Here is a 24,590-nt window from a genome sequence, read left to right on the forward strand (position 1 = left end):
ACGTGAGACATCTTTTGTCAAACGGGACAGGGCTTTTTTAAGTTATGGCTCTTACGGCGCGTAGTTTTACTTGAAACAGATTTTTGTAAAGTGTTAAAACAAAAGACAGGCGTAACCGCTTACAAAAAAGAGACGGATTGCCTTTATACTATGTTTGTAGGAGGCCACTACTTATGTTATTAAACGAAAAAAGTAAGCGGATATTACATCTGCTTGTTCACGAAAGGGAAGTCAACATCCCGTTCTTATTGACGATGCTGCCTTATTCTAAACGAACACTGGATTATGAGCTAGAACGTATTCAAGAATGGTTAACGCATCATCGATTCCCCCATGTGGAGATGGATGGGACGACGCTTCGGATTGAACATGCGACCGGACTTCTTGAGAGACTTGAAAAAACAGAATTGATTTTATCGGATGAAGAACGGGAATTGCTCGTCATTTTCTATGCATTGACCCAAGAAGAATTTCTATCATCGGTACATTTTCAACAGCTACTTGGTGTTTCGAAATTTACAGTTCAAGAAAGTCTCAACGCAGTTAAAAAAAACGCCGTGCAATTTGGCTTAGATTTCGCGTACACCCGCAAGGAGGGGTATCGATTTAATGGTCATTTGCAAACAATGTACCTCTATCTCTACCGGTCGATTGAACGCCTAGTGCATCTCTCGACTAAAAATCACCTATTGGACGCCATACTTGATGAGTGGGGGAACCGCTTTCAACAAGCGTATCAACACATTGAAATGTATGAAGCAAGCCGTCAGTTTCGGTTTGTCGAGAGCCATCGTGAAAAATTAGCCTACTTTATTTTATTAGGAGCACATTTTCCGGTCGCGACTAAATTTGACACGCAGGAGACGGCATTTACAAAAAATACGGATTCAACTTTAGGCGAATATTTTGCAGGTGATGCTTCCTTCATGATTACACTCGATCTCTTGATGAAAAGCGGTCCGAAAACGGAAGAAGAACTTGACCAAGAAGTCCAAGAGAAATTGTCTGATGTCATGCGGGAAGTCATCCGTCGATTCGAGTCAATCAGCTGTACCTTCATTATTGAACAGGAAGCTTTATGTGAAAAACTGGTCCTGCATTCAAAAGCGACGATGCAACGTGTCTATACGGGGCTGGAGGCTTCAAAAGAATTAGAACATTACGTCATAAACGAACATCAAGTTTTGAATGTCCTTGTCGAACGATCGCTCGAACCGTTCCGACAATTACTTGGACGAACTTTACCTGACATCGAAGTGATGTATTATACGCTCCACTTTGCTGCACATTTGCATCGGCAAGGTCAAAATTTAGACGAAAAAATGAAAGCAATCGTCGTTTGTCCGAGTGGGATTAGCGTCTCCCATATGCTCGACCATATTTTAAAGAATCAATTTCCAGAGTTTATCTTTCTGCCGCCGACATCGCAACGTGAGATTGATCGGTATGCACCACTCGTCGATTTAATCTTTACGACAGTACCGCTCGAAGACAGGGTTCATCAGCTAGCTGATGTCACACTTGTTCCGACATTACCCACGCGTCTCGAACAAATCACCTTGAAACGGACGATTGAACAACGGTACTTGAACCGCGGTCATCTGTCCAGCATTCAAGCAGAGGACATTCTTGATTTGTTTAAACAACATGGAACGATTCGTAATGAGTCGGTCTTACGTCAAAAATTAAGGATGTTATTGCATCCGATTCAACCAACTAATTTGATTTATGAGGGGGGACAACCGATGCTGAATCAACTGATTAGTGAGAAACGAACGCAACTGCACGAGCGTGTCTCAGACTGGGAAGAAGCAATGCGTCTTGCGGCTCGTCCTTTAGTGAATGATTATTCGATCGATCAATCCTACATTGAGACGATGATTGAGAATGTGCATATACATGGACCGTATATCGTGTTGATGCCGGATGTCGCTATTCCGCATGCTCGACCGGAAGACGGTGTCACCAAACTTGGAATGAGTGTTTTGAAGCTCGAACAACCGGTGCAATTTCCTGGAAACAAGCCGGTTCGATTGTTTTTTGTGCTAGCTGCGATTGATCAGACGACGCATTTGAAGGCACTCGCACAATTGACGGAGTTGCTTAGTAATTCGGCAGATGTCGCTCATATTTTAGCAGCTCAATCGACCGAAGACGTATTAACTATCATTAATAAATATTCAGAGGAGGAAGAACGATGAAAAAGATTTTAGTAGTATGTGGGAATGGGTTAGGGTCAAGCTTCATCATGGAGTTAAACGTTAAGAAAGCACTCGACCAGATGGGGAAAGAGGCAGATGTGTCGCATACGGACTTATCAACAGCACGAACTGAACAAGCCGATATTTATTTAGGCGCAAAAGACATCATTGGAGCGCTCGATGATGGAAACCGGGAAATCGTAGCTCTTGAAAATGTCATGAACATCGAAGATATTAAAGAACAACTTAGCACGAAACTGTAAGCAATCATCAAGGCGAGGGGGGATTTTGACATGCTTGATTTAATTATGCGGGATATACTTGGGACACCTGCCATCTTACTCGGATTGTTTGCTTTGATTGGTTTATTGCTCCAAAAGAAAGATATCGCTACAGTTGTTTCAGGGACATTAAAAACAATCATGGGCTTCGTCATCATCGGAGCAGGGGCGGGTGTCATTATTGCCGCTCTTGGTATCTTCAGTAAAATGTTTGACGAGGCGTTCAGTATTCGCGGTGTCATTCCGAACAATGAAGCCATCGTCGCAGTAGCCCAAGATGCTTTCGGAGTCGAAACGGCAATGATCATGGTCTTCGGGATGGTCATGAATATCGTCTTAGCACGATTTACACCATTCAAATACATTTTTTTGACAGGGCATCATACATTGTTTATGGCAAGCTTACTAGCAGCGATTCTCTCCGTATCAGGTTTGAGTGGAGCAGTTTTAGTTATCGTAGGTTCAATTTTACTCGGGTTATGTATGGTTTTATTTCCGGCGCTCATCCAACCTTACGTCCGTGAAATTACAGGGTCAGATGATTTTGCGGTAGGGCATTTTGGTTCGTTCGGGTACTTTGTCTCAGGGACGATCGGTAAATACTTCGGGAATAAAGAGCATTCGACAGAGCAAATTAAAGTACCGAAGCAACTCGGATTTTTACGGGATACGTCCGTTGCTGTCTCGTTGACAATGACACTATTGTTTGTCGTCGTTGCCTTGTTTGCCGGACCGGCATTCATCGAATCAGAACTGTCTGACGGATCGAACTACATTGTCTTTTCGATTATTCAAGCCATTACCTTTGCAGCGGGAGTTTATATCGTCCTTGCCGGTGTTCGGATGTTGATTTCAGAAATCGTGCCAGCTTTCAAAGGAATTGCGGATAAAATGGTACCGAATGCGAAGCCCGCACTTGATTGTCCGACGGTTTTTCCGTTTGCGCCAAATGCTGTCATTATCGGTTTCTTGATTAGTTTCGCGGCTGGTTTGATCTCAATGTTCTTCCTACCATTATTCGGATTAGCGATCATCGTCCCTGGACTCGTACCACACTTTTTTACTGGGGCAGCAGCAGGTGTCTTCGGAAACGCGACAGGTGGGCGAAGAGGAGCGATGCTCGGTTCGTTTGCGAACGGAATTTTAATCAGTTTTCTCCCAGCGCTTCTTCTTCCGTTGCTCGGTAACTTAGGATTTGAAGGGACGACGTTTGGCGACTCCGATTTTGCGATAGTCGGTATCATCATCAGTTGGATTGTTTCATTGTTTAGTTAAGTTAGGGTGAAGGGTTCATACGATTACTTCAAAAAGCCTTATTTCCAAACGGAAATAAGGCTTTTTGTAATTTAACCAATCATAGCGTTATTTCGCTCCAACCGCTTCCGCCTCAAACGCAAGCACCGGTCCGAAAACTTCGTAATGCAGTTGCTCTGTCGCACCTTGCCAGTTCGACGCGACGAACCGAATCATCGCTTCCGGTCCGCAGACGAAAGCAATCGCGGATTTGTCGACGTTTTGAATGATTTCTTCCGTCAATCGACCGGAAGTCGTCCCTGTTTGTGGATGCCGTTCCGCATAGCGGATGACCGTTGCGCCGGCAGTTTCCAGGCTTGCAAGGTGCGTCAAAAAGGCGCGGTCGCGGTCATCTTGAATCGCGACGTGGAGCGTGACGGACCGACTTGCCGCAAGCGCTGCATCGGCAATCGCGAGCAATGGTGTCAGACCAATCCCGCCAGCGAACAGGACGACGGGTGCTTGACCAGCCGGTAACGCAAAATTGCCAGCCGGTGCACTGAGCAGGACCGTATCGCCGATGTTTGTTGCGTCATGCAATTGCTTCGACACGCTTCCGTCGCGTTTAACGGCAATCGTGTAAAACGCATCACCTGGACGATTGATTAAGCTGTACTGACGGTTTTGCCACAGTCCTGCCGGTGTTTTGATTCGGAGCGTCACGTATTGTCCCGGCGTGAAGGCCGGTAACGTCAACGCATGTGCCGGCTGCAGGGTAAACGACTTGATATCCGAAGCTTCCTGCGTGATTGCCGTCACCGTGAATGTCTGATATCCCGTGAAGCCTTTTGCCTGTTCGTCTTGTGCATAAAGTTCGGCTTCAAGCGTCATAAACATATCAGCGATTTCCTGATAGGCGAGACCCCAGGCATCGATGATTGCCGGGGTTGCTGCGTCGCCTAGGACTTCTTCAATCGCGCGCAACAGTTCTGTCCCGACGATCGGGTACATCTCCGGTTTGATTTGCAGGCTCCGGTGTTTATGTAGGACGGGCAGGAGCGTTGGTTTTAAGACGTCGAGTTGATCGATGTTCGCGGCTGCCGCATAGACGGCGTGAGCGAGGGCTTGCGACTGACGGTTTGTTTTTTGGTTCGTCTGATTAAAGATGTGCGTCATCTCCGGGTGCCGTTCAAACAGGCGTTGATAAAAGACGCGGGTGATGGCTGGTCCGTGTTCTGCAAGAACAGGGACGGTTGACTTGATGAGTTGAATCGTTGCTGCGTTTAACATAAGACCACTTCCTTTTCAGTTCGTTCTCCCACAGTATTGGAGCTTTCGTCCGTAAATACAACATATAAAATAATAGATTAAAAAAAGAAAGTGAACTTTGTCACAAACGTGCCATCGATTCGTCAAGAAACGGACAAAAACCGTTGACTAGTGTCAGCGGTCAAGTCGGAATCCATAGTTTTGAGAAGTCGAGGTAACCGAACGAATCGATGACGAGGTTCTGCAGCTCGATCGGGTAAGGAATCAGCCGCGTGTCATCAAACAACGGGATGAAATAGGAGGCGTCGATGACGTAGCGTTCGAACGACTGGTGGAGCGGCATCCAGTCCTCAAACGTCGTATCGTCGTACTGCTGGATACGCCGGTCCATCTCCGGCATCTGACGGTACAGCTTGGCCGGCGGAGAATATTCATTCGTTAAGAACTGATGGAATGCGACCGTCAAGTTGCGCTCAAACACTTCCGCGTGGATCGCGAGATCGATGTCAGCGAAGGCATGCAGATTGGTAATACTTTCTTTGAACCCGACCGGAACGAATTCATAAGGGATGTGCTGACGGTCGAACATCTCACATAACCAGTAGGTGACGTTTTCCGTGAAGTCCGTCAGTTTAATCCGGATTGGCCGGTCGAACGTGACGGGTGGTCCATCGGGAACGATATATTCTTGACTAAACTCACCGAGAAACCCGCGGACGTTCGGTTGACTGCGTTCATTGCACTGGCTGATGAAGGGGCGGACGGAAGCAATCAGGCGGTGGATGTAGTGCCGCGCCTCCGCGCTTTCGAAGACGCCGCCCGGACGGGGATTCAAGAAAATCAGTCCGAATCCCGATTGGGTGGAGATTGTCCCGGTTTCGCCCGTTTCTGATAATGACGTCCGGTAGACCGGGTCGTAGGCGTCCGGCATCTGGATGAACTCGATTCGGTCGAGCAACGCCCGGACGCCAAAAAAGTTCGCGAACGCCTGTAAAACGGTTTTTTTATCATCCTGTTGCGTCAGCTGAAACGGACCGGTCCCGACGCCTTCTTTATGAATGCTCGTGTGGAGTGTCGCAAGCTTCGGTAAAAGCGAGTTCCGTTGCTGATCAAGAATCAGGTCGACCCGGTACGGTCCGTTCGATTTAATCTGTTCAATGTGGCGATACGACCAGGCGTAAGCAGGGAAGGCGATCAAGGCGCGTAAACTTTTTGTGACATCTTTACTCGTCATCAGTGAACCGTCGTGGAAGCGGACGTCTTTTCGTAAATAAAGCGACAAGGTGTTGCCTTGCCAAGCATAGTGATGGGCAAGTTCCCCTTTAAGCAGACCGTCTTCATCAATCCAAAACAAGCGGTTAAAGACATTTTGGACCAGGTGGGCACTATGGATATCGGCTGCTTCGAGCGGATGAGCCGTCAAGAAGGGCCGTTTCCGCGGAATGAGTAAAGCGTCGGATGCCGTTTGGACATAACCAAATTTTTGTTCGAGCCGCCGCATGAACCGCCCGGTCTGAGCAGGGGACCAGTCCCAACTGAGCTGTTCCGTCACGGCGTCAATCGATTCCCGGTCGATCCGCTCGAGCAGCTGACGGGCCAGTTCGCGCTCGACGTGCCGCAACCAGACGAGCTCCGACAAATGTCCCCGCCCTTGACCACTCGTATAATCAAGCCAACCGTCGTCTTGCCAGCGCTTCAAATAACGTTTGAATTGTTTCGGACTCAAATGAACCGTATCGGCGAGGTGCTGGATCGTATAGTGTCCGTCGCGACAGGTTTTCCATAACGTAAAGAGATAAGTTTCCATCAGTTGCTCCTTCCTTTAAAAGGGGACATTAATTTATGAAGATGTCCATTTTTCAATCAATCTGTCTTGTTTATCATACAGGTAGAGAATGGAAGGTGACAATATGAAATGGAAAGATATACCTAAACCAATTAAAGTCAGACTCGTAACATCTTTTTTTAACCGGACGGTGTCATTCGCCATCATGCCGTTTATGGCCTTATTGTTCGTCGATGCCTTTAATAAAGTCGTTGCCGGATTGTTTTTAATCAGCACTGTTTTTTTAAGTTTCTTCATCGGATTGATTGGCGGTTACCTCGCCGACCGCTTCCCGAGAAAACGGTTGCTCGTCCTCTCGACGACAGCGACCGGCTTGATGTTCCTTGCGATGACGATCAGTCTCGCCGTCAATCAGATGATTGCCTTCACGATTGCCTACGCCATCTTTACCGTCACGAGTAACATCGGGCGACCGGCGATGGGGGCGATCATCATTGACGCGACGACGCCGGACAATCGGCGGGCTGTCTATGCGATTGATTACTGGTTGATCAATCTCTCGATTGCACTCGGGACGGCACTCGGAGGCTGGCTCTACGTCAGCAACAAACTGTTCCTGTTCAGCTTATTGACGTGTACGTCGCTTCTCTTACCGGTCGCGTATCACTTCCTGCTCGACGAATCGAAACACGTCTGGCGGAAGCAGCCGTTCCGGTCCGTCCTGACCGACATCACGAACAGTTACCGGATCGCCTGGCGCGACCGCCCGTTCGTCAAGGTCGTCCTCGGTTCGATGTGTATCCTCGCCGCCGAGTTTTCGATGGGCAGTTACGTCGCCGTCCGGCTGGCGGACGAGTTCAAGACCGTCGAAGTCGGCAATCTCCTCGTCAACGGCGTCCGGATGGTCAGTCTGATCAGCATCGAGAATACGATTCTCGTTGTTTGTCTGACGTTTTTCATCCAACGGCTCGCCAACCGTTTTTCAAGCCGGAAGACGCTTGTCGCCGGACTAACGTTATACCTGATCGGCTACATGACCGTCACGAGTGCGAATTCGATGACCGTCCTGTTGACGTTCATCTTCATCGCGACGATCGGGGAATTGTTGTATTCCCCGACGTTAAACGCTGAAAAAGCGAACATGATGCCGGAAGATAAACGCGGCGCCTATTCGGCCTTTGCCGGCACTTCCCACGCCGGGGCCGACTTGATTTCACGCTCGACGATCATCCTCGGAGCGGTCCTAGCCCCGTTCATGATGAGTATCTATATCGGATTGATTGTCTTCCTCGGATTGGTCTTAGCGTATTCGGGTCTTTACATGAAAGAAGTCGTCGAGACGAAACGAAACGTCTCGTAATCCAAAAGGAGTGGATAAAATGGAGGAATTGACAACGAAGCGGCACCGGTTACGACGCTGGCGCATGAGTGACGCTGAAGATTTATATGCCTATGCGAAAGATCCGCGTGTCGGACCGAACGCCGGCTGGGCACCGCACGCGTCCATCGACGAAAGCCGCGCCGTCATTTCGATGTTTCAGGAAGCGAATGATGGTTATGCAATCGTCGACCGGGCGACGGACCAGGTCATCGGCAGCTTCGGGATGCATACGCGCCGACCAGTCGAGGCGCTGGCTGGCAAAAAACAAGTCGAGTTCGGATTCGTTCTGCACCCTGATTACTGGGGACAGGGACGGATGCCGGAAATCGTCGACGCGGCACTTGCTGTCGCTTTTGTGGAGCTTGAGATGGAGATCGTCTGGTCTGCCCATTTTGATTTTAACGGACAATCGCAACGTGTCATCGAAAAGATGGGCTTCCGCCACGTGCTCGACCGACCGTTCGTCATGGAGCGGATTGACGGGCGGACGGTGACGAGCCGATTGTATCGGTGGACACGGGAGCGGTATGAAGCGGAACGCAAGCGAAGTGTACCGGAGGATCTAACATGCTGACGATTTATCTGACGCGGCATGGCGAAACCGAATGGAACATAGAACAGAAGCTGCAAGGCTGGTCGGATTCACCGTTAACTGAAAAAGGAAAAAGAAATGCCTGTCAGTTAGGTGAAAGGCTGAAGGCTATTGCATTTCAATCGGTCTATTCCAGTCCGAGTGAAAGGAGTTTAAGTACGGCTCGATTGATGATGCAGGGACGGACGTGTCCGCTTGTGATCGATGAGGATTTAAGAGAGATTCATTTTGGGGACTGGGAAGGGCAAAACAGACAGGTGTTAAGTGAGAACTATCCGCAAGCCTATTTCAACTTTTGGAATGCGCCACATCTGTATACATCAGAAACAGGTGAAAACTTTTTTGAGTTAGAACAGCGTCTACTCGCATTTTTTGAGAAACTGAAAAGCCGACATCAAACAGGCGATGTTCTGGTTGTTACGCACACAGTCGTCATTAAAATGTTATTGGCTACTTTAAAAAAGCAACCGCTAGAAAAGTTATGGTCAACACCTCCATTCATAAAGGATACATCCTTGTCGGTTATTGAATGCGTTGAGGATCAGCTTAAAATTGTGCTAGAAGCAGACATAAGCCATATCCAACAGCAGGAACAGGTTATGGAACGTTAATTCGAAAAAATCGGCATTGAAGAAAGTGAATTTTAATAAATAGGGCTGTTTGACGGAGGGGAAGTGGAACTTTTTTCTCCCTGTCAGACAGCCTTCTTTTAATCAATGCTCATGTTTGTTTCATACCTGTAATCGCTCTAACGGTGTCAAGGAAGACGTGATCAACTCTTCGCTTTCGATAACGATTGCAGTCAATCCGCTGTCAGTTCTGGTTTCGTGCCATTCGCCGCTATCCCAAAACACGGCATCACCGCTCTGGACTTTAACGGATGTATCGTCTTCACTTCTAACCCAGCCTTCCCCGCTCACAAGTAAAAGTAACTGGGGAACAACCGCTTGATGATAACCGATTAACCCGGTGACATCTAAATGGACACACCCTATATGAACGGGCTTCTCTGTCTGCGTGATCCGCGACATCACAAAATCAGAGTCGAATTTTGTGATTTTTTTCCCGGTCTCTTTTGTGAATCGATAAAGTTTCATATAATCCCCCCGATGCATTGTTTGCTACCTGATTTAATTTCGCTGTCGTTTAGAAATAATCAGTTGCAGGACGATGCTAATCAGCCCTGCCATGACGCATTTGAATAAGTAGTTATCCGTTAGTCCCACGAGGACATATCCGTTAAACTTTTGAACGACGGTGGCTTCAGGGACCCAGTCGATGACAAGTCCAATCCCGAACAGTGCCGGCAGGCTAAGTGCTAGATAGACAATGAGGAAGACGAGAATCAGCATCTTAATATTCATAAAAGGTAGCCTCGATCCCAGTGTGTTTAATTCATTCTACTTGAAAATGTCATTAAATACCAAATGAAAATCGCTAACTCATAGCAATACTCGTTTGTAGCGGATTCTATGCATTTTTCGAACTAAATCACTTCTGCATCTGTCGTTTCGTAAGCAGCATCGGTAAGAAAAAGTAAAGATTCATACTGATCATCGAAATGAGATAACTGCTCAAAATGACGATTAATCCATTGACTCCAGTCTGATGTAAAACAAATTGCGGTAAAAAATAGGCGGCGAGTCCGATGGCGATGACCCATGTCCCTGACGAAACCGATAACCAGACGATGACGACGAGATAAAGCAACCCGATCGCATAACTGACAGGGAGCGAAAACGTCACGGTCGGTGAATCGATGAAGCGGTCGGCAAGAACGGTCACCAAGATACTGACTGAAAATAAGCCGCCGAACAGTCCGGACAGCACCTTTTGACGGACAGGACTGACCGTATGCGTCGACAGGTACCGCAAAATCAACGCGAGACAGACGATGAGTAATGCAACTGCGCTCGCAAAACTCAATAAGAGAATGGCGTTGTAGGAGACGGAACCATTAAAGAGCTGTTGAAAAAACGAAAAACTGGATCCACCTACTAACACAAGCCCGAAGATTTGCAGCAATCCTTTCCAATCAAAGGCCAGTTCGTTCGAAATCGACTGGATGTAAGCAGCCGGACTACCGCCGGTAATGGATTTGACCGATTTGCCGTCCGTCTCAGCGTCGCGCAAGTGATCCTCGAGTTCGCTGACGATGTCTTGCGTCGCCTGTTCATTTTTTCCGGAAGCTAACAAATAGATTTTTAAGTCCTCTAAAAAACGAGTTGATTCAGTGGATAAGGGATGCATGGTTCATTCCTCCTTTAAAATCTGATTGACGCTTGCTGAAAGACTGTACCAGCGAGCTGAAAAAGCAGTCAGTTCGTCGCGTCCTGCCGAAGTGATGGCATAATACTTTCGTTTCGGTCCGCTCGGGGACTGGCGTTGCGTTGCTTCAATCCAACCGAGCTTTTGCATCCGCATCAATAACGGATAAATCGTTCCTTCGCTGACGTCAGCAAAGCCGTAGGTCGCAAGTTTCGTCGCCAGTTCATAACCGTAGACCTCTTCTTCGGCAATCAAGGCGAGGAGACAACCGTCAAGAATCCCTTTTAACATTTGAGTAGATGACATATGAATTCCTCGTTTCACTATCTTGTATTGCAAGGTAACTATAGCCTATCATTCAATAACATGTAATACAAGGTAGTGAATTAAATTTTCCTGATAATTGAAAAAAACAAGTGCAATCAACATTGATATGCAATATATTAGTTTTATGGATAACTCAAAAAAGACTCTTAAAATCAAACGGACTTCCTTGAGTCAGGAAGTGTATCAACACTTGCAGCAACAAATCATCACCTTGGAACTGGCGCCGGGTGAAAAATTGAATGACCTGGATCTGGCAGAACAGTTCGGTGTCAGCCGGACGCCTGTCCGGGAAGCACTGAAAAAACTGGAAGAGGAGGGACTCGTCGTCTTTAAACCCGGTTCACGGACGAATGTGACGGCACTGGATGTGGTGCAGGCACGCGAGACGTTTCCGATCGTCGCGACGCTCCATGGACTTGCGAGTCAACTGGCGTTTCCGCACATTACGCCGGAGACGTTAGTGACGTTACGCAAGCTGAATAGCGAATTTCGGACGGCGATCGGTCAGGAGGATGCCCTCGAGGCGATGCAATGTGATGATGCGTTTCATCATGTCTTCTTACAGGCAAGTCAGAATCAGCAACTGACTGAAACGTTGAGTCGCTTGACGCCGCTCGTCCGCCGGCTGGAGTTCGCCCAGTTCAGCCGGATCGGCAGTTCGTCGGCAGATGACCACGATGCGATCATTCAAGCGTGCGAACAGCGGGATGTCGATTTACTCGTCCGGTTGACGAGGCAGAACTGGAATGGGCTCGGTCGCCATATCATCGCAGCACTGAAGGAGGAGTGAAAATGCGTCCGCTCGTACTCGGTACCTTGGCGGCATTGTTTTTTGCCGTCACCTTCATCCTGAACCAATCGATGCAAGGAAGTGGGGGGCACTGGATTTACAGTGCGGCACTCCGGTTTTATTTTATGCTGCCGTTGTTGTTTATAATCGTCGCTTTTCGCCGGCGGGTCGGACACGTCTACCGGGCGCTCCGCGAAGACCTGAAATTTTGGCTCATCTACGGGACGATCGGCTTCGGCATTTTTTACAGCGGGATTTGTTTTGCTGCCGATCATGCGCCCGGTTGGTTGATCGCCGGGACGTGGCAACTGACAATCCTTGCTGGTCCGTTGCTTGCGCCGTTGTTTCAGCAGAAGATTCCCTGGACGGCGTTACGGTTTTCCCTTGTCATCGTCGCCGGCGTCATCGTCATGCAACTTGCCGTCGCGGAAAACGTCAGCCTGTCATCGATGCTGTACGGTGTCGTCCCGGTCCTGATTGCAGCGATCGCCTATCCGCTCGGGAACCGGAAGATGCTCATACGGTACGGCGACCAACTCGACGTGTTCGACCGGATTCTCGGGATGACGCTCGCGAGTCTTCCGTTTTGGTTCATCTTGACGGCATTTGCATACCGTTCGAGTGGCTTCCCTTCGATGGCACAAGTATCACAGTCGGCACTCGTCGCAATCTTTTCCGGCGTCGTCGCGACGTCCTTGTTCTTTTACGCGACATCGCTCGTCCATCGTGATCCCGTCCGGCTCGCGACAATCGAGGCGACACAATCGTTCGAAATTTTGTTCACCGTCCTCGGAGAAGCCGTCTTTTTACACGCGGCATTTCCGTCAGGTCTCGGACTGCTCGGTATCATCCTCGTCATGCTTGGGATGACACTCCACAGTTTTCGGCAAGCCAGTCCGACCGTTATCTCGGATTGAATTTATTTCAACTACCTTAATTTAAAAATAACTTAGCAAACGAGGGAACAAGGATGGTACTTACAGGAACACTTGTCAACACAGGACTGATCATCGTCGGGACGTTACTCGGTCTCCTGTTTCACAGAATTCCCGAGCGGACGAAAGAAACGGTCGTCCAGGCAATCGGTCTCGCCGTCGTCGTGCTCGGTGTCCAAATGGGGTTGAAAAGTGAGAACTTTTTAATCGTCATCGGCAGTCTCGTCATCGGTGGGGCGCTTGGCGAATGGTTGCGGATCGATGAAAAGCTCAACCGGCTCGGCGAATGGCTCGAACTGAGAATCGGCCGGGGTCGTCCGTCAAACATCGCTGAAGGATTCGTCACGGCGACGCTGATCTTCGTCATCGGCGCGATGGGTGTGCTCGGGGCGCTTGACGGCGGATTGCGTCAGGATCACGACGTATTATATACGAAAGGACTGATTGACGGCTTTACGGCGCTCGTCCTCAGTTCGACGCTCGGCATCGGCGTCATCTTCTCCGCCATTCCCGTACTTCTGTATCAAGGGGCGATTGCGCTCGGTGCCGTCGCGATTACACAGTTCATTCCCGATGCGATCCTGCAACAGTTCATCGTCGAGATGACGGCGACCGGCGGGGTGATGATTTTGGCGATCGGGTTGAATCTTGCCGGCATCACAAAAATCCGGGTCGCAAATCTCCTGCCCGGTATCGTGATGGTGGCCGTGATCGTGACGGGGCTTCAACTGTTCGGATTCAATTAAAAAACTGCGTCCTTCATTCCGTTGACAACGATTGTCTCCGGGATGAAGGACGCAGTTTTTTTAGTATGTGAGGTGCAACGCGTCCGCAGGTAAGACGGTCGTCGAATAATCGAGTAACTGATGCTGCTTATAGGTGAATGTGTGTTGACGCGGTGGACCGCTTAAGATGTTCGGTAAATAGTGTTTTAAGTTACTGATGATCCCGATATTGTCCGGATCAAGAACCCAGTTTAGCGATTTCCAGTCGAGAATCCCTTCGCGCGTCGCGCGCGGTGTCGCAAGCGTTTGACCATCCGGTAAGTCGGCGAGGTAGAGATAGATGCCGACTGCTTGTTCAGCGCGTAGGACGGCGGTACCGGCGAACTGGACTTGTGACAGCATGATTCTCGTCTCTTCGAACGTCTCCCGGACGACAGCGGCAGTTGGTGTTTCACCGGGTTCGATTTTGCCGCCGACACCATTCCACATTCCCATCGCCGGCTGGTTTTGCCGGTTGAGCAAGAGGAACTGTTCGCCTTGGCGGATCAGGCAAAGCGTATACGGGTAGGGTACGTCCTGCACGATCAGAACAGCTCCTTTTTCCAACTTGCATACTGTTCGTCTGACGGGACGGGTTGGATCGTTTTCTTTCCATCCGCCCAAGTCGTCAAGGCTTGTTCCGTCAAAATCCGGTGGCCGGTTTCAGTCCGGACGGCAAGTAAACTCCGTTTATTGAACGGGGAGGCGGCATGCTGCTGGATGACTTGTTCGATCGCTGCGAGCTGCTCCGGCAAAAGCGTCTGTTGGGTATAAAAATGGTAGCCGATGATGAACGTGTCGTCGAGTCCTATCCGTTGCATTTCAAGCTGGTACCCGGACCCGTTCGGCGCAATCCGGAAGCTGCCGCTTGGTGAAAGGACGGTCTCACCTGTCAATGGAACAGGGCGTAAGGCGAGATTGATTCCGAACCCACTGTCGACGAGGTACGTCGCGCCTGCATGCTGGAGGAGAATCGCGACATGGGTCGGACCGGTCGCGGACCAGACTTCGTGTTCATTGTCATAGACGGTCGCTTTGACGAGCGCGACATCAAATCCTTTGATCCGCAAAATTTCATAGAGCAGATGATTTAAATCGTAACAGACACCGCCTGCTTGATTGGTGACGAACGTCTGCTCAAGGCGTGCTTCGTTAAAAGGTAACGTCCGTTTCGAGAGGACGGCCTGATTATCAAACGGCAGGTGGTAGGCGAATGCTTCTAATAGAGATGGTAAATCGTCAAACGTAATCGGCCGGTCAAGTGGAAACTGTATCCGGGATGCGATTTTTTTCATGAGAGATGACAACTGAACTCCTCCTTTTTCAATCTCCTTAGTATGGCACAAAATGTCTGAAATTTAATTAAACAGTCTGGATAGTACCGAATCAATTGATTTTTTAAAATGAAATGAATCGATGAAAAAGGGGTTTTCGGGAAATTAAAGCGAATAACGTTCAACTAGTTCCTCATTTAACGAATCACTAGCATCGCACATATCGATAAAGTATGGTGCCTGCCATTTTTGAGTTGCGATGGCTTGTTTACTTGTTGGTGTATCCCAGCTCGGATATACACGCATCGCCATCTTTCCTTTTGTTGCATTAGATGAAAGAACATTTTGTTGAAGAAGTACTTCTTTCGGAAAGATGAATTGTCCGAATGCTGTCTCATTTTTAAAAGTCGTGATGACTAATAAATCAGGGGCTTCGTCGTATCGATAGGGCTGATTCTTATTGTTGTCGTCTTTTTCCCAAAAGACCACAAACTGTCCTAGTTTTGTAGGCGTTACATGTCCTATCCGAAAACGAACGGTTTTGGAAAATATTTTAAAAGTCCCAGCACCATAGTTCGCATTTTGTGGTTCTTCTTGAACCCTCTCTAATGGTAAACGATTGGGTTCATAAATGATTTTATTTACATAATTCAGTACTTCGAAAAAATCATGCACGTTTCAGTTCACCTCTCAACGGATTTAAATGGTCTATAGTTAGTATAAAGCTGTATATCACGAATTCTATTTGAAATAACATTACACGTATAAAGGAGATCATCAATGAGACAGTCTAAAACGAATATAAAAAAAGAGATTCCGATTTTCGGACTGAAGCAGGAAGGGATGCATTATCAACACAAGGCGAGCGTCTATGCTGTTGTCGTTGATAAGGAACAACAAAAATACCTAAGCGTTCGGACCAATTCACAACATTTCTTCCTTCCCGGAGGTGGGAGGGAAGTCGGTGAAACACCGGAGCAAGCACTTCACAGAGAACTGTTAGAAGAGACGGGTTATACGATTCGTATCGAAGTACCGATTGGACGGGCCAAACAGTATCTGAAAGCACGAAACGGGCAAGCAATCCTCAACGATGCGTTTTTTTACACAGTGACGTTACTCGAGTTGACACAAGCGGCAGTCGAAATGGATCATCATCCGGCGTGGCTTAGTCTTCAAGATACGGATAAGTTATTTCATGCGCATCAGAGATGGGCGGTCAGGGAAGCCGTCGATTAATAAAATCATCGATTTAAAAGCAAATGCTGGTTCCGTAAACAAAGGACACCCATCTGGCCAAAAGATTTGGGGCGATGGATGCTCTAATTCGGAGCACTTCATTGTCTATATGCTGTCTTCTCGGAACGGTGAAGTGAAGGGGGCTTCAAAAAGCGACATAAAAGGGTTGTTCCGCTTCGTTTAATATTTTAAGAATCCGTTCACTGAAATTTGACCAGGTCACCATGTCTAGAACTTCTTCTAAACTGAAAAAGCCGACTTCCAGACTTTCGCTGCTCGTTTGCGGTGTCCCACCGACTGCTTTTGCCAGCCAACAGGTCGCGCAAACATGTTGGCTTATGTTTTGATAGATGCCACAAAAGTGAGTCACCTCAATATCGATTCCGGATTCTTCTTTCACTTCACGGATGATTCCGTCCTCGATGGTTTCTCCTAGTTCAATGACCCCACCTGGAAATTCCCAACCTCGCTCTGGCCCTTTAATGAGCAGGATTTTTCCGTGATCATCAAGGACGACGGCACCTGCTGAGAGTGAATGTTTTGGCATCATCTAATCTCCACCTTTATTTAAATATAAGACTTGTAACCGTCACTATATCTTGTTTTATGCTCTGCCAGTCAACGAATACTAGCTGTACAACCAGCTGATGGCATCTTTTAAGTCACTTGCAATGTAGTCAATACGGATGTTATTTGATTCGTCACGATGGTCGCGCAACGACATTTCCCCCGCACCTGTTCGTACTAAAATTTTAATACAACCTGCTTTTGAAGCCGCCAGCATGTCGGTCCAACGATCCCCGATGACGACACAATTTTCTAGAGTTAAATTATGAGCTTTTTGCGCCTTCGATAACATGCCGATACCAGGCTTCCGGCACGTACAACCTTCTTGAGGATTGTGTGGACATATGTAAACATCATCAAAACCAAATCCAGTCAATTCCTGTTGAAAGTCTTCGATTGTTGCTAAGCCTTTAGAAATACCGGGCTGATTTGTAAATGAAAACAATGGAATCTGGTCTTTTTTTAATCGATTGATTTCCAAAGCAGTATACGGAAACAGTTCAAATTCTCTTGGGTAGTGCATGGTGGTACCCCCGCCGATGGTATCATCACGATCCAAAAAGACAGCTTCTATGTTTTTCATCGTTTATATCTCCTGTCACGAATGTAGTCGGTACGTCACTCCATGCCATTAAACATGCTCATTTTTATAACAAATGAATCCGTTTAGAAGAAAAATGAACTCATTAAACATAGTCAAATACGCTAAACATACTCAAAATCATTCAAAATGAGTATGTTTAGCCAAAAATGAGTTAATTTATGATTTGCCGTCCATCTGTTTAGTTATTCCATTACATGCTGGTTGTTACTTTTTTTAATGTTATAAGATTGGCGATAACAGGCGCGAGATACTTTCCTTAAAGCGGATCATCCGCGGACGGGCAGCGTATTTTTCCCGCGTTAACAAACTACTATCGGCGACGTCTGATAAAAAGAGCAGTTCCAGTTCTTCGCCGACCGCCGCATACGTCGCCCAGTAGACGAACGGGTGATCCGGCTGGTTCGGAATCATGATCTTCAGGGTAACGCCGGACGCTAAGGCAATCCGGCAGGCATCCATGAAACTGGCGTCCGGAATAAAGTAGGGTGACTGAATATAGATTGATTTTTCCGCCGTATGAATTATTTGGATCAGCATGTTTTTCAAGTATTCCGTCTCTGACGTTGGACCGGACGTCACGATTTGAGCCGGGACACGGTCTGTCGAATCCGCTAGCGGTGGAATCGGTGCCGTTGACCAATCGGTTCGCTCACGGCTCGCGGCATCCCAGTTCTGTTCAAAATGAAACTCGAGTGCTTCGACGACGGGGCCGAGGACCCGCAGATGTGTGTCACGCCAGTAGCCGAACTGTTCGTCTTCCCCAAGGTACTCCGATCCGACGTTAAAACCGCCGATGTAGCCGATTTGCCGGTCAATCGTACAAAGTTTCCGGTGATTGCGGTTGTTGATCCGCAGGTTGAAGATGCCGAACGGCGAAGCGAAAAACGACCGGACTTCAGCGCCGTCTTGGTTGAAGGCAGCGAAGTCCTTCGCTTTGAGTTTCCAGGAGCCGATCGCATCATAGAGAACGCGCTGACGACGAAACCAAAACAGGTCATTCACAAAAATCTGTCCCACTCATCACAGCAACAGATTCTCAAGCAGGTATTTTAACGTTTAACGTCTAAAGTATAGCTTTAGACATACATAAGGAGTGAAACGACATGTTTACCCATCAGATCACAGAACGACTCGGATTAAAATTGATTGAACGGCAAGATGCCGACGCCCTGTTCGCCTTAGTCGACGCCAACCGGGACCACTTACGGGAGTGGCTCGGCTGGGTCGACGGGGCGACGGGAGCTGAAGTCTACCGTGAGGAAGTGATTCCGATCTGGCTGAAGCAATATGCGGACGGGGACGGTTTCGCCTGCGGGATTTATTATGACGGAGCACTGGTCGGAACGGTCGCCCTGCACGAAATCAATCAAACGTTACGCCAGACATCAATCGGCTATTACGTAACGGGAGCCGGGCGCGGAAAAAACCTGATGACGGAAGTCGTTCGCTTCATTACGGCATACTGCTTCACGACACTCGGCTTGAACCGAGTCGTCATTGAATGTGCGGCCGGCAATACACGGAGTCAACGGATTCCCGAGCGGCTCGGATTCGTCAAAGAAGGGACGTTACGGTCGGCAGAACGTCTTTACGGAGATTTCCATGATGTCATCGTCTACGCGATGCTCGCCGATGACTGGCAATCGAACATGATACAGGTCGAACAAACGGAAGTAGGGGACAACCGATGACGAAAATCCGCTTTGAACCGATGACGGAAACGACGTATCAGACGTATTTACCGACGGCAATTGAAGAGTACGCCGCGGAAAAGGTGAAAGCCGGAACGTGGGTGGAAGCGGAAGCCATCGACCGGTCGACGGAAGAGTTTCGTCAACTCTTACCGGACGGACGCGCGTCAAAAGACAATTATCTTTTCTCGCTAGTCGATGAGGCGACGACTGAGGCGGTCGGCATGATGTGGTTTCATGTCGTGGAAAAAAAACAGGGACGGACGGCATTCATCTATGATTTTTCGGTTGATGCACATCACCAAGGAAAAGGCTACGGGCGACAGGCGATGGTGGCGCTTGAACAGGTCGCACGGCGGATGAACATCAAAATCATCGGACTTCATGTCTTTGCCCACAATACGCGGGCGATCAAGCTGTATGAATCGTCAGGGTACGCGCCGACGGATCTCCATATGGAAAAACGGTTGGATTAAATGAAAGCACGAAAGCAACTGTACCAGCTGCTTTCGTGCTTTTTGTTAGTTGAATGCGTTCAGCGCCACGTCTGTAACGTGTTCGCGAACTGGATGTCGGTCTCAAGTTCTCCTTCGATGCGTTTCAGAGCAAAGTCGTTCCCGGCCAACCAGTCGCGGAAATCGAACTCGACCGGCTCCTGGTCACCACCGAGCGCGAACCAGACCTTCAAGTCCTCCGGAAAGTATGCCGAGGTATGAATCGTTCCGGCCCAGTGGGAGTAGAGCTCGGAAAAGACCCCTTTATCGGTATCGTTGAGCAGACGGAAGGCAGACTCCGCATCTTGAATCAAGTGCTGGTGCGACTTCATTTCCATCATCCGTCGTTTCGAGTCATCGAGATGGAACCGGTTTTCGTGTTGCAGTAAATCAAAATGGTTCGTACAGAGATTCGTCTCCCGGACCTCGATGTCGCGTGCCGTCGCTTCGATGACGAACGAGCGGGCCGACTTATCGTGGACGACGTAGGTGAAAGAACCGCGGTGCGGCAATTCCTTAACGAGCGAAATCGCGTCTTCGACCGATGTACACGTTTCGAGGATGATCCGGCCAATCATGAAACTGACGAAACCGTCTCCGGGGCGTCGCCGGTTGATGAAGTTGTAGCCCATCGCCAGTCCGTGTTCGTTCATCCCGTCCATCCGACCGGTCACGCGTGACGCGGGACCGATGATGGCAGACCCACCGTCCGTCGGTTGGAAAACGGAAAACCGTCCGTCGTAGGTCATCGGATGATAATCATAATTGCGGACTAAAAAATTATCGCCCGTCATGATCGAACAGCCGCTTTTCGGACCTTCGACGCGGTAATGACCAAAGTGAAGCAATGTGTCTTCAAGCGACAGTTCAAGTTCATCTTGGAGTCCGAGGATTTCATCCCACATGTGCGGGACATACCGCAGGAACATTTCTTTTGTTTCGCCCGGGTCGACCTGAAAGCGTGGAACCCGAATCTTCCAGTTGTCTTCCCGGTTATGGAGTAATTCATTTTGTTTGACGTACCGTCCTTGTTCACGGCCGAACTCGTAGTGGGTGCCGCGAAACTGGGTGATTTCATTAGCGACCTGTTGCATGACGACTCATCCTTTCTGCTTCTCGTACTGCCGATTATACCGAACGACTCCACAAAAGTCGTAGCCGACGCTTTGGCGGTAACACATCATGGATTGGAAAAATTCCGTAAAAAGAGTCAAACATCGCTTCATTTTACCGATATAGAAAAGGGAGGGGGAAGATGGATGAAAAATTTGACGGTACGAAGAAAGATTCAAATGTTGATTGCAACGGCAATCGTCGCGATGGTCCTGATTACGAGTGCAAGTATCTACTTTTTAAATCAGATGGCCAATGCATCTGAAGCGATGTACGAAGAAAACTTAATCCCGGTTCAAGAAGTCGGACAGATTCGGATTGATACCCGGGCGCTCGATTCGTTCCTCGCCGAGATGATGTTGACGAAAGATCCGGCACGACTCGAAGAACTGGAGGGACAAATCGATCAACGCCAAGCACAGATCCGGACATCGATTACTAAATTTGAGCGGACGGCGAACATTGGTGCCCGTGAAAGAAAACAACTCGTGGAATTGAATGATCTTGTCATCGCCTACGACAATGGACTCAGTACGATTCAAAGTTTAGCGATTGAAGGGAGTAAAGAAGAGGCTTACGAAACATACGCGACAGGTCTCGAACAAGTTCGTGATCAAGTCGCTGATACGGCAGCAAGCTTGATGAAATCGATGACGAATCAAGCGAAGTCGATCAACGAACAAAATCAGGCAGAGAAACAGACAGCCTTTTACTTAATGGCGGCAATTTTCATCGGATCGTTGCTTCTGTTTGCGATTTTAGCGCTCTACATCATTCGCTTAATCACGCGACCGATCCGTTCACTCCAAGGCTGGATGGAACAGTCGGGTGATGGTGATTTGACGGTACGTGGTGATTACAATTCAAAAGATGAACTTGGTCAATTGACAGCATCGTTCAATACGATGACGGAACAGTTGCATCATGTCATCGTCGAGATGACGGGAACATCGAACCACGTCGCGAAAGCATCGGACGAACTGAGTGCGAACGCGGAAGCGACGACGAAAGCAACGGAACTCGTCGCCGTGACAATGGAAGAAATCGCGAGCGGATCGACACAACAACTAGGTCAAGTCTCGGGCGCGTCACGAACGGTCGAGGAATTGACGTCCGGCATCCGCCAAGTCGCGCGGAATGCGCAACAGATGTCTGACGTGACCGGCGACGCGATGGGGAAAGTCGAGCAAGGCAGTCAAGTCGTCGACAAACTCGGCCGACAAATGGAACAAATCAATACGGACGTCACGGAACTTGGACACGTCATCGTCGGACTCGGTGGTCGCTCAAAAGAAATCGGGCAGATTACGGCGTCGATCACGGGCATCGCCGCGCAAACGAACTTACTTGCCTTAAATGCAGCGATTGAAGCGGCACGTGCCGGGGAGCAAGGGCGCGGATTCGCCGTCGTCGCAGCAGAAGTCAAGGCGCTCGCCGAACAATCGGCGGTTGCGGCGAAGCAAATCGAAGGATTGATTCAAGTCATTCAGCGGGAGACGGAACATTCCGTCGTCTCGATGGAGAAGGTATCAGGCGAGATGACGAGCGGGATTCACGTCGTCGCAGCAGCGAGTGATTCGTTCAAGGAAATCGAGCGCTCGATCGTCGACGTGACCGATCAAGTCGAAGAAGTATCCGGTGCCGTTCAGGAAATGGCAGCGGGCAGCGAACAAATCGCGGCCGTCATGCGGGAAATCCAGGGCGTCACGGAAAGTGCTGCTGCCGGAACGGAGAACATTTCAGCGTCGACGGAAGAACAGATGGCATCGATGCAGGAAATTTCATCGGCCTCGCAGTCGCTTGCGACGATGGCAGAGGATTTAAAAGGACTAGCGGACCGGTTTCAAGTTTGAATCGATTTTGGATCGTGAAATATAAGATCATACAAAAACGACGGATGCGACGCTGTTACAGCGAAAGGCATCCGTCGTTTTATATGGGTTACGAAATCTTAGTGTTGTCCGTTTGCTTAGGGAACTGGTTGAATTTCGTCAGCATGAAGTGGATGACGCTATAGGCGATGAGCATCCCAAGTAAGCCACCGAGTGTATTTAGCAATAAATCATCGACGTTGAAGGTACGGCGGAACAGCAGACCGGCATAACTGAAGACAAATTGCAGCGTTTCAATCACAAAGCTCGTCAGAAAAAGGAACAGCAACCCTGTTGTGAACCGTATTTTGAAAAGGACCACAAGATAGACGCCGAGCGGCAGGAACAAAAGGAAGTTATAAGCAGTCAACTTTACTGAATTCCAAAAGAACCAATTGCTTTGCTGTCCTGCAAGCATCCAATCGTTAATAAAGTGGAAAGGGCGCAACTGAATATCGATTGATCCTGCTTGCGGAGGGAAATAAACGAAACCGATTGTCAAGTGGACGACGACAATCGCGTACACGAGAAAGCTGTACATGATACTTCGTTTGCCTAAGTGATTAAATGCCTGTCTTCTGAAATCAAATCCGGCATACATCAATAATCCGAGTAGTCCGAGCAGGGTGAAAACGGGAAATGAGATGGATGGCATATGATGCTCCTTTACATAGATAAATTGTCGCCCTTAAGATTGGACGCGTTTCGCTTTTTTTTGTTTCCATAACATGAATGCGATGATTCCTGTCGTGATAAGATAAAACACACCATAGAATTGCTGCATCCAATAAGGCAAATCAAACAGATGGATGACGCGAAATTCAGCTACAAGCATGAGGCATAAGATGAATGCTAGTTTTGTATTCAAACACATCTACCTCCTAGACTATTGAATTTGTGAAATGGGAATAAAAGACCAAAAATAGGATAACACAACAAAAACCCATTCGTCTTTCATTATTAGGAATTAACATTGTTTTTGTGGAAAAAGCAGGGATTTTGAGCGGGAGTGCCGTAATATGCTTTTAAGGACAGTAAATGAAAAATCGGAGGAATGAACATGACTTTTCCCGTTTTAAAAACGGAGCGATTACAGCTCGTCGAAGTAACACCCGATCATGCGGAAGCATTATTTGAAATCTTATCGGACGAGGCAGTGACGCGCTTTTACGGGATGGACCCGTTGACGTCCGCCGAACAGGGAACCATGATCGTCAAGTCGTTTGACGACACTTATAAAACAAGACGCGGCATCCGCTGGGGGATGGTCGACAAGGAAACCGGAGCGTTCATCGGGACGATCGGCTTTAATCACTTGAGTGAATACAGCAAGAAAACAGAAATCGGTTTCGAATTAAGTCCCGCTTATTGGGGGAAAGGCTATACATCGGAAGCGGTCCGGGTAATTTTGCGGTATGCGTTTGAAGAACTTGATTTATTCCGTGTCGGAGCCGTCACCTTCCCGGATAATGTCGCGTCAATCCATCTCCTCGAAAAACAAGGGTTCGTTCAAGAAGGCAAACTGCGGGGTTATCTCTATCAAGGTGGACGTTCGCATGATGGGTGTTTGTTTTCGATAATTCAACCGGACTGGGTGGTGCAATCATGAAAACACCACAACGGTATTTCAACATACTTGGACTTTTCCTGATGGGCGGTATTTTTTTAACACTGGTGACGATGCCGGTCGCGATTGATAAAACCGGGCACCTGCACATCGACCGGACATTGTTTTTACATGATGAAAAATTGTTGTCCTTCACCGTATTCTTTTTGATTGCATTCGCGCTTTATTTTTTGGTCGTCAATCTACCGGCGTTCACATCCTTTACACAGAACAAAAAATAATCTTTTAAAAATCATTGAATAACGAGTTAGTTATATAATAGACTGTTTATGTTAGAACACGT

General features: G+C 48.3%; 30 protein-coding genes. 15 read left to right on the forward strand and 15 right to left on the reverse strand.

The window, feature by feature from the left end:
- Positions 1–173 precede the first annotated feature (173 nt).
- Genes A0126_RS17065 through A0126_RS17075 form a run of 3 tightly spaced genes read left to right on the forward strand, consistent with a single transcriptional unit; the run spans position 174 to position 3,757 of the window.
- On the forward strand, positions 174–2,201 hold the full coding sequence (locus A0126_RS17065) for a BglG family transcription antiterminator (RefSeq protein WP_088836978.1): 2,028 nt from the start codon (positions 174–176) through the stop codon (positions 2,199–2,201).
- The gene (locus A0126_RS17070) at positions 2,198–2,464 is read left to right on the forward strand and encodes a PTS sugar transporter subunit IIB (RefSeq protein WP_088836979.1); all 267 of its coding nucleotides are present in this window, start codon (positions 2,198–2,200) and stop codon (positions 2,462–2,464) included. The genes A0126_RS17065 and A0126_RS17070 overlap by 4 nt, the downstream gene beginning before the upstream one ends.
- 30 nt (positions 2,465–2,494) lie before the next feature.
- Positions 2,495–3,757 carry a PTS ascorbate transporter subunit IIC gene (locus tag A0126_RS17075; protein ID WP_088836980.1) on the forward strand — a complete coding sequence of 421 codons (1,263 nt, stop codon included), beginning with the start codon at positions 2,495–2,497 and terminating at the stop codon, positions 3,755–3,757.
- An 87-nt stretch (positions 3,758–3,844) separates the two neighbouring features.
- Here A0126_RS17075 and A0126_RS17080 read toward each other — a convergent pair whose 3' ends face one another.
- Both A0126_RS17080 and A0126_RS17085 read right to left on the reverse strand, forming a co-directional pair.
- Positions 3,845–5,005, reverse strand: coding sequence for a globin domain-containing protein (locus tag A0126_RS17080; protein WP_088836981.1), 1,161 nt, complete (start codon positions 5,003–5,005; stop codon positions 3,845–3,847).
- Positions 5,006–5,165: 160 nt separating this feature from the next.
- Positions 5,166–6,791 carry an ABC transporter substrate-binding protein gene (locus tag A0126_RS17085; protein ID WP_088836982.1) on the reverse strand — a complete coding sequence of 542 codons (1,626 nt, stop codon included), beginning with the start codon at positions 6,789–6,791 and terminating at the stop codon, positions 5,166–5,168.
- Between the two features lie 103 nt (positions 6,792–6,894).
- Here A0126_RS17085 and A0126_RS17090 point away from each other — a divergent pair, with 103 nt between their 5' ends.
- From A0126_RS17090 to A0126_RS17100, 3 genes are read left to right on the forward strand one after another with little or no spacing between them, the layout of a single operon-like run.
- Positions 6,895–8,130 carry an MDR family MFS transporter gene (locus A0126_RS17090; RefSeq protein ID WP_088836983.1) on the forward strand — a complete coding sequence of 412 codons (1,236 nt, stop codon included), beginning with the start codon at positions 6,895–6,897 and terminating at the stop codon, positions 8,128–8,130.
- A gap of 19 nt (positions 8,131–8,149) precedes the next feature.
- Positions 8,150–8,725: a GNAT family N-acetyltransferase gene (locus A0126_RS17095; protein ID WP_088836984.1), complete on the forward strand. Its 576-nt coding sequence runs from the start codon at positions 8,150–8,152 to the stop codon at positions 8,723–8,725.
- Entirely contained in the window at positions 8,719–9,354 is a 636-nt protein-coding gene (locus A0126_RS17100; RefSeq protein WP_088836985.1) for a histidine phosphatase family protein, read from the forward strand. Before A0126_RS17095 ends, A0126_RS17100 begins: the two co-directional genes overlap by 7 nt.
- Positions 9,355–9,474: 120 nt before the next feature.
- Here A0126_RS17100 and A0126_RS17105 read toward each other — a convergent pair whose 3' ends face one another.
- From A0126_RS17105 to A0126_RS17120, 4 genes are all read right to left on the reverse strand, one after another.
- Entirely contained in the window at positions 9,475–9,840 is a 366-nt protein-coding gene (locus A0126_RS17105; RefSeq protein ID WP_088836986.1) for a cupin domain-containing protein, read from the reverse strand.
- 33 nt (positions 9,841–9,873) lie between these two features.
- Positions 9,874–10,107 (reverse strand): hypothetical protein, encoded by a 234-nt coding sequence (locus A0126_RS17110; RefSeq protein ID WP_088836987.1) that lies wholly within the window; start codon positions 10,105–10,107, stop codon positions 9,874–9,876.
- A gap of 127 nt (positions 10,108–10,234) precedes the next feature.
- Positions 10,235–10,993: a hypothetical protein gene (locus A0126_RS17115; protein ID WP_088836988.1), complete on the reverse strand. Its 759-nt coding sequence runs from the start codon at positions 10,991–10,993 to the stop codon at positions 10,235–10,237.
- Between the two features lie 3 nt (positions 10,994–10,996).
- On the reverse strand, positions 10,997–11,317 hold the full coding sequence (locus A0126_RS17120) for a PadR family transcriptional regulator (RefSeq protein WP_029333588.1): 321 nt from the start codon (positions 11,315–11,317) through the stop codon (positions 10,997–10,999).
- 145 nt (positions 11,318–11,462) lie between these two features.
- Between A0126_RS17120 and A0126_RS17125 the strand changes: the two genes are divergently transcribed.
- The 3 genes from A0126_RS17125 to A0126_RS17135 are packed head-to-tail and all read left to right on the forward strand — an operon-like array spanning position 11,463 to position 13,809.
- Positions 11,463–12,128, forward strand: coding sequence for a GntR family transcriptional regulator (locus A0126_RS17125; RefSeq protein WP_088838471.1), 666 nt, complete (start codon positions 11,463–11,465; stop codon positions 12,126–12,128).
- Positions 12,129–12,130: 2 nt separating this feature from the next.
- Positions 12,131–13,045 carry a DMT family transporter gene (locus A0126_RS17130; protein ID WP_088836989.1) on the forward strand — a complete coding sequence of 305 codons (915 nt, stop codon included), beginning with the start codon at positions 12,131–12,133 and terminating at the stop codon, positions 13,043–13,045.
- 53 nt (positions 13,046–13,098) lie between these two features.
- Positions 13,099–13,809, forward strand: coding sequence for a DUF554 domain-containing protein (locus A0126_RS17135; RefSeq protein ID WP_088836990.1), 711 nt, complete (start codon positions 13,099–13,101; stop codon positions 13,807–13,809).
- A 60-nt stretch (positions 13,810–13,869) separates the two neighbouring features.
- Here the strand turns inward: A0126_RS17135 and A0126_RS17140 are convergent, their stop codons facing one another.
- The 3 genes from A0126_RS17140 to A0126_RS17150 form a co-directional block, all read right to left on the reverse strand.
- On the reverse strand, positions 13,870–14,370 hold the full coding sequence (locus tag A0126_RS17140) for an NUDIX hydrolase (protein WP_088836991.1): 501 nt from the start codon (positions 14,368–14,370) through the stop codon (positions 13,870–13,872).
- A 2-nt stretch (positions 14,371–14,372) separates the two neighbouring features.
- On the reverse strand, positions 14,373–15,134 hold the full coding sequence (locus A0126_RS17145) for an arylamine N-acetyltransferase family protein (RefSeq protein WP_239456880.1): 762 nt from the start codon (positions 15,132–15,134) through the stop codon (positions 14,373–14,375).
- A gap of 132 nt (positions 15,135–15,266) precedes the next feature.
- Positions 15,267–15,776, reverse strand: coding sequence for a MepB family protein (locus tag A0126_RS17150; RefSeq protein ID WP_088836992.1), 510 nt, complete (start codon positions 15,774–15,776; stop codon positions 15,267–15,269).
- A gap of 105 nt (positions 15,777–15,881) precedes the next feature.
- Between A0126_RS17150 and A0126_RS17155 the strand changes: the two genes are divergently transcribed.
- Positions 15,882–16,340 carry an NUDIX domain-containing protein gene (locus tag A0126_RS17155; RefSeq protein WP_088836993.1) on the forward strand — a complete coding sequence of 153 codons (459 nt, stop codon included), beginning with the start codon at positions 15,882–15,884 and terminating at the stop codon, positions 16,338–16,340.
- A gap of 145 nt (positions 16,341–16,485) precedes the next feature.
- Here the strand turns inward: A0126_RS17155 and A0126_RS17160 are convergent, their stop codons facing one another.
- The 3 genes from A0126_RS17160 to A0126_RS17170 all read right to left on the reverse strand — a co-directional run bounded on the left by A0126_RS17160 (position 16,486) and on the right by A0126_RS17170 (position 18,513).
- Positions 16,486–16,890 (reverse strand): NUDIX hydrolase, encoded by a 405-nt coding sequence (locus A0126_RS17160; RefSeq protein ID WP_088836994.1) that lies wholly within the window; start codon positions 16,888–16,890, stop codon positions 16,486–16,488.
- A gap of 78 nt (positions 16,891–16,968) precedes the next feature.
- Positions 16,969–17,490: an HAD-IIIA family hydrolase gene (locus A0126_RS17165; protein ID WP_088836995.1), complete on the reverse strand. Its 522-nt coding sequence runs from the start codon at positions 17,488–17,490 to the stop codon at positions 16,969–16,971.
- A gap of 240 nt (positions 17,491–17,730) precedes the next feature.
- Positions 17,731–18,513, reverse strand: coding sequence for a phospholipase D-like domain-containing protein (locus A0126_RS17170; RefSeq protein WP_239456881.1), 783 nt, complete (start codon positions 18,511–18,513; stop codon positions 17,731–17,733).
- A 101-nt stretch (positions 18,514–18,614) separates the two neighbouring features.
- Between A0126_RS17170 and A0126_RS17175 the strand changes: the two genes are divergently transcribed.
- Complete coding sequence (locus A0126_RS17175; RefSeq protein WP_088836996.1) at positions 18,615–19,202, forward strand: GNAT family N-acetyltransferase; 588 nt, start codon at positions 18,615–18,617, stop codon at positions 19,200–19,202.
- Complete coding sequence (locus tag A0126_RS17180; RefSeq protein ID WP_088836997.1) at positions 19,199–19,678, forward strand: GNAT family N-acetyltransferase; 480 nt, start codon at positions 19,199–19,201, stop codon at positions 19,676–19,678. The genes A0126_RS17175 and A0126_RS17180 overlap by 4 nt, the downstream gene beginning before the upstream one ends.
- A 59-nt stretch (positions 19,679–19,737) precedes the next feature.
- On the opposite strand, the gene A0126_RS17185 is transcribed toward A0126_RS17180, so the two are convergent.
- On the reverse strand, positions 19,738–20,790 hold the full coding sequence (locus tag A0126_RS17185; RefSeq protein ID WP_088836998.1) for a C45 family autoproteolytic acyltransferase/hydrolase: 1,053 nt from the start codon (positions 20,788–20,790) through the stop codon (positions 19,738–19,740).
- 165 nt (positions 20,791–20,955) lie between these two features.
- On the opposite strand from A0126_RS17185, the gene A0126_RS17190 reads away from it, so the two are divergent.
- Entirely contained in the window at positions 20,956–22,662 is a 1,707-nt protein-coding gene (locus A0126_RS17190) for a methyl-accepting chemotaxis protein (RefSeq protein WP_088836999.1), read from the forward strand.
- 88 nt (positions 22,663–22,750) lie between these two features.
- Here A0126_RS17190 and A0126_RS17195 read toward each other — a convergent pair whose 3' ends face one another.
- Together A0126_RS17195 and A0126_RS17200 are read right to left on the reverse strand one after the other, a co-directional pair.
- A complete protein-coding gene (locus A0126_RS17195) occupies positions 22,751–23,335 on the reverse strand; it encodes a VanZ family protein (RefSeq protein ID WP_088837000.1) in 585 nt (194 codons plus the stop codon).
- 33 nt (positions 23,336–23,368) lie between these two features.
- A complete protein-coding gene (locus tag A0126_RS17200; protein WP_088837001.1) occupies positions 23,369–23,548 on the reverse strand; it encodes a hypothetical protein in 180 nt (59 codons plus the stop codon).
- 192 nt (positions 23,549–23,740) lie between these two features.
- Between A0126_RS17200 and A0126_RS17205 the strand changes: the two genes are divergently transcribed.
- Together A0126_RS17205 and A0126_RS17210 are read left to right on the forward strand one after the other, a co-directional pair.
- A complete protein-coding gene (locus A0126_RS17205; protein ID WP_088837002.1) occupies positions 23,741–24,289 on the forward strand; it encodes a GNAT family N-acetyltransferase in 549 nt (182 codons plus the stop codon).
- On the forward strand, positions 24,286–24,528 hold the full coding sequence (locus A0126_RS17210; protein WP_029333604.1) for a hypothetical protein: 243 nt from the start codon (positions 24,286–24,288) through the stop codon (positions 24,526–24,528). Before A0126_RS17205 ends, A0126_RS17210 begins: the two co-directional genes overlap by 4 nt.
- Positions 24,529–24,590: the final 62 nt, after the last annotated feature.

It is taken from the genome of Exiguobacterium sp. N4-1P, assembly GCF_002214325.1.